3 protein-coding genes, 1 pseudogene and 1 riboswitch are annotated in these 4892 nt (G+C 60.2%); all 4 genes and pseudogenes read left to right on the top strand.

Translation table 11 applies throughout. The annotated features are described in order from the left end of the window. Positions 1-268: 268 nt before the first annotated feature. Positions 269-379: riboswitch (TPP riboswitch) on the top strand. Positions 380-422: 43 nt separating this feature from the next. Continuing rightward, positions 423-2309, top strand: a complete 1887-nt coding sequence (gene thiC, locus VN047_RS21610) for a phosphomethylpyrimidine synthase ThiC (RefSeq protein WP_325546357.1) — start codon at positions 423-425, stop codon at positions 2307-2309. A 13-nt stretch (positions 2310-2322) separates the two neighbouring features. Continuing rightward, positions 2323-2913, top strand: coding sequence for a DUF2199 domain-containing protein (locus VN047_RS21605; RefSeq protein ID WP_325546355.1), 591 nt, complete (start codon positions 2323-2325; stop codon positions 2911-2913). A 106-nt stretch (positions 2914-3019) separates the two neighbouring features. After that, positions 3020-4234, top strand: a complete 1215-nt coding sequence (locus VN047_RS21600) for a Shedu anti-phage system protein SduA domain-containing protein (RefSeq protein WP_325546353.1) — start codon at positions 3020-3022, stop codon at positions 4232-4234. Between the two features lie 106 nt (positions 4235-4340). Further along, positions 4341-4892 (top strand): annotated as a pseudogene (locus tag VN047_RS21595) (hypothetical protein); the annotation flags it as partial.

The raw sequence follows: 4892 nt of genomic DNA, 5'->3' as shown, positions 1-4892 counted from the left end.
CCGCGGGCGACATCCCGACCACGCGCTCGCCCGGCCCGGCGCCGTTGCACGGATAGGCCTGCGCCTGCGCCTCCGCGGGCAACAGGCACCATGCGATCGCCAGCGCCAGCATCTGCCCGGTCCGGCGCATATTCACCTTCACCCGTCGCGTCATATATGTCGCCCCTCATATCCTGTTGATCAGACGTTTCTAATCGCATTTTCCCTTACCGAAAGTGTTCGCGGTCACAGCCGCCCATGGACAGCGCACCCACCGCCCCGTATAACGCCGCCATCCCCGGGGAGCCTGTGTGCGGAAACAGGTTGAGAGCGGAACATCCCGCGACCCGTTGAACCTGATCCGGGTAATACCGGCGGAGGGAGGGTCGGTATTCCACACGCGGAATCCCCATTCTCGCTCCGACAATATGGAGCGACTGCACATGGCCGACATCGACGCGAAATTCGAAAACTCCGCCCCCATCGGCGTGACCACCGGGCCGATCCGCGGCAGCCGCAAGATCCACGTCGCGGCGCAGACGGGCAGCGGCATCCGCGTCGCGATGCGCGAGATCGACCTCGACCCGCATTCGGGCGAGCCCCCCGTCCGCGTCTATGACACCAGCGGCCCCTACACCGACGCCAACGCGACGATCGACATCAATGCCGGCCTCCCCGAGATCCGCGCCGACTGGATCCGCGGCCGCGGCGACGTCGAGGAGGTCACCCAGCGCGAGGTGAAGCCCGAGGATAACGGCCAGCTCGGCCCGGATCGCTCTGGGGGAGTCCCCGCCTTCCCCAACGTCCGCCGCAAGGTGCTCCGCGCGCGTGCGGGCCAGAACGTCAGCCAGATGCACTATGCCCGCCGCGGCATCATCACGCCCGAGATGGAATATGTCGCCGAGCGCGAAAATCTCGGCCGCGCGCGCCTCGCCGAATACAGGCGCGACGGCGAAAGCTTCGGCGCCAGCATCCCCGACTATGTCACCCCCGAATTCGTCCGCGACGAGGTCGCCCGCGGCCGCGCGATCATCCCCAGCAACATCAACCACCCCGAATCCGAGCCGATGGCGATCGGCCGCAATTTCCTCGTCAAGATCAACGCCAATATCGGCAACAGCGCGGTCGCATCCGACGTCGCGGCCGAGGTCGACAAGATGGTCTGGTCGATCCGCTGGGGCGCCGACACGGTCATGGACCTGTCGACGGGGCGCAACATCCACGACACGCGCGAATGGATCATCCGCAATTCGCCCGTCCCGATCGGCACCGTCCCCATCTATCAGGCGCTCGAGAAAGTCGGCGGCATCGCCGAGGATCTGACATGGGAAATCTTCGCCGACACGCTGATCGAGCAGGCCGAACAGGGCGTCGATTATTTCACCATCCATGCAGGTGTTCGTTTGCCCTACGTCCCGCTCGCGGCGAAGCGCATGACCGGCATCGTGTCGCGCGGCGGCAGCATCATGGCGAAATGGTGCCTCGCGCATCACAAGGAAAGCTTCCTCTACGAACGCTTCGACGAGATTACCGAGATCATGAAGGCCTATGACGTCGCCTACAGCCTCGGCGACGGCCTGCGTCCCGGCAGCATCTATGACGCGAACGACGAGGCGCAGTTCGCCGAACTCTACACGCTGGGCGAGCTTACCAAGCGCGCGTGGGCGCAGGATGTGCAGGTGATGATCGAGGGGCCGGGCCACGTCCCGATGCACAAGATCAAGGAGAATATGGAAAAGCAGCTCGAAGCGTGCGGCGAGGCGCCCTTCTACACGCTCGGGCCGCTCACCACCGACATCGCGCCGGGGTACGACCATATCACCAGCGGCATCGGCGCCGCGCAGATCGGCTGGTACGGCACCGCGATGCTTTGCTACGTCACGCCCAAGGAGCATCTCGGCCTGCCCGACCGCGACGATGTGAAGGTCGGCGTGGTGACATACAAGCTCGCCGCGCACGCCGCCGACCTCGCCAAGGGCCACCCCGCCGCACAGGTCCGCGACGACGCGCTATCGAAAGCGCGCTTCGAATTCCGCTGGCGCGACCAGTTCAACCTGTCGCTCGACCCCGACACGGCGGAGCAGTATCACGACCAGACGCTCCCCGCCGAGGGCGCGAAATCGGCACATTTCTGCAGCATGTGCGGCCCGAAATTCTGCTCGATGAAGATCAGCCAGGAAGTCCGCGAGTTCGCGAAGCTGCAAAATCAGGACAGCGCCGGCTTCATCGCGGCGGAGGAGGCCGAAAAGGGCATGGCGAAAATGAGCGAAGTTTATGAGGAAACCGGGCGCGAGCTGTATATGGGCGCGGGTGGGCGGGAGCATGACTAGCTAGGCGCTGCCCTTGTCGTGGATTCCGAAAATCTTGAAGGGCGGCCGCAAGCCCACTGCGCTGGAGATATTGTCTTCGGCGCAGTGGCACTGCGCCTCATGCGATGCGCCGCATGAAGGCCGCTTCGCCGTGGCTGCCTTCGCCCCCGACCCATGGCCGGGCGGCGACGGTTATGAAGAGAATGGCGCGATCCGCTTCGACGGCGACTTCCTTTCCGAGGATTTCTGCGTCCTCGATGGCCAATATTTCATGGTCCGCGCTTGCCTCGACATCCCCGTTCACGGGATGGGGACGCCCTTCAGCTTCGGCGCCTGGTCGACGCTGTCACGCGAAAACTTCGACAAATATCTGACGGGCTTCGACGATGGCGAATATCCCGACATGGGACCTTGGTCGGGCTGGCTTTGCAACCAGCTCGAAGACTATGTCGGCAACGATCCGCTGGCCGTCTGGGTCGTCCCGCAAGCCGACCGCCAGCGTCCGAAGCTCTATGTGATGAACGACGACCACCCGCTGGCGATCGATCAGGACCACGGCATTTCACCCGATCGGGTGCTGGATATCTACGAATATTACGGGCACCGTCCATCGGAACTGGGTTGATCGATCCGGGGTGATTGGGGATTGTTGCACCTGTCACCGTAATTCCGGTCGCTGAAGAGGGGATGGAGAGAATGAGCGCACTGCATTTACCGCGGGCGGATTGAAGATGTCCGACGCCAACCCCAATAGTGAACAAATTGAGAGCAACGATAATACGAATGGCGAGGGCACGCGCTTAAGCCAATGGAAGGAACCTAAAGAGTTAGGCTTTGGCGTGATCGGAGATTCAGAAAACGCAAAAGCCATTCTCGAGATTTCAAAGAAACTCAATTCGAACACTACGAAAGAAAAATCCAAAGGTCCGACTATAAATGACCTAATAAAACCTTGTCGTGAATTGATTTATGATGAACGAGATGGAAAAATTATATTCCACGCTATAAGTCATTACATAAATCCGGATAAGATGATAATTGAAGCGGGGCAGCTGTTTGAGATTTCCTCAAGCGGAGACGATCAAACGGACGAAGAGGAAGCGATAGACATGCTCGCCATTGCGGCGATGGAAGAAGTGCCTGTTTTTCCAAATCGACCAGAATTCCTTCCGCGACTGACCGAATTGCACCGTCGCCTTCTCACCGATGGCTTCACAGCGCCGGATGGAAAGGGAAATCGCGTTCGACTGAAGTTTGCCAAACGACCCACGATCGAGTTTCTTGAGGTTGGGCGGTTAGGAGAGATCGACTGCTCAGTTACGATCTTTCCTGCAGAGATAGCGCTAATACGCGACGTAGCTCTCCGAGAAATCGCTCGATTAACGCGAGCTGAGAGTGTTCTTTCGGCCCTTGATCGAGGGATCGCCGAATTGGAAGCCGAAATTGCCTTGGAGGAGCGAAATGAAAATGCAATTCAGCGATGCATTACGCGCAACCCCATATTGTTTGGTGTAGAATATATCAAAATCCTTCCTAAGCATAAACTTGGTTCAGAATATGAAATGGACTACGCCGGCAAGCGATTTGACGGATCTTATGATCTTATTGAACTCGAATCATCTAACCTTACAATTTATACAAAGGGAGGAAACCCTTCGAGCCACTTGGTCCATGCCGAGCAGCAAGTTCTAGATTGGCTGGCATGGGTTGAAGAAAACTTTTCTTATGCCTCACAGAGTCTCAACGGGATCTCTAATCCGGTAGGTTTTGTCATCATTGGGCGACGGGATAGCCTCTCTGCTGAATCTGCCGAGAAGCTGCGGCGGCGCAATATTTATTGGGGTGGCCGAATCTCGATCTTGACCTATGAGGACCTGCTAGAACGTGCTGAATCAATAAAGAGCCGCCTTACTGCAGACTTACATGATAACGATACAATTGATTGAACCTACAGTCTTACCACTAAATCCCCAAACTTCGCCCATCCTATTTCGCACACCCCACCCCAAAAACCCCTTTCCTAAAAAACCCCCGTCTGGTTCATCCTGCTGGATGAAGCACGACAAGATCACCCCCGACCTCGCCGCCCTTCGCGCCCGCGCGCAGCGCGCGAACAAAACGCGCAGCCCTGTTCGCATTACCAAGGCGCGCCGCCCGCCGCCCGACGACACCCGCACGCTCGCCGCCGCGCACGAATTCGTCCCCGCGTCCCCGCGCGAACGCCGCGATGGCTGGACGCCCGAAAAGCAGGTCGACTTCATCGACGCGCTCGGCGAATGCGGCTGCGTGACCGAGGCGTGCGAGCGCGTCGGGCTGTCGCCGTCGACCGCCTATCGCCTGCGCCGCCGCGTCGACGCCTACAGCTTTCGCGCCGCGTGGGATGCCGCGCTCGACTATGCGATCCGCCGCCTGTCCGACGCCGCCTTTTCGCGCGCACTGCACGGCGTCACGCGCCCGGTGTGGTTCCAGGGCGAACAGGTCGGCGAGCGGCGTTATTATGACGAGCGGCTGACGATGTTCCTGCTGCGCTATCGCGACCCCGACACCTATGGCGCGTGGCGCGACCGCCGCGAACCGCGCCGCCGCCCCGATGCGCAGGCGATC

Source organism: Sphingopyxis sp. (assembly GCF_035565275.1).
Classification (GTDB): Bacteria; Pseudomonadota; Alphaproteobacteria; order Sphingomonadales; family Sphingomonadaceae; genus Sphingopyxis.
This window is presented reverse-complemented; position numbering and strand designations above follow the sequence as displayed.

Bases quoted from the DNA above. Each gene is read 5' to 3' on its own strand.
- thiC (WP_325546357.1), top strand. From the start codon at position 423: ATGGCCGACATCGACGCGAAATTCGAAAACTCCGCCCCCATCGGCGTG.
- VN047_RS21600 (WP_325546353.1), top strand. From the start codon at position 3,020: ATGTCCGACGCCAACCCCAATAGTGAACAAATTGAGAGCAACGATAAT.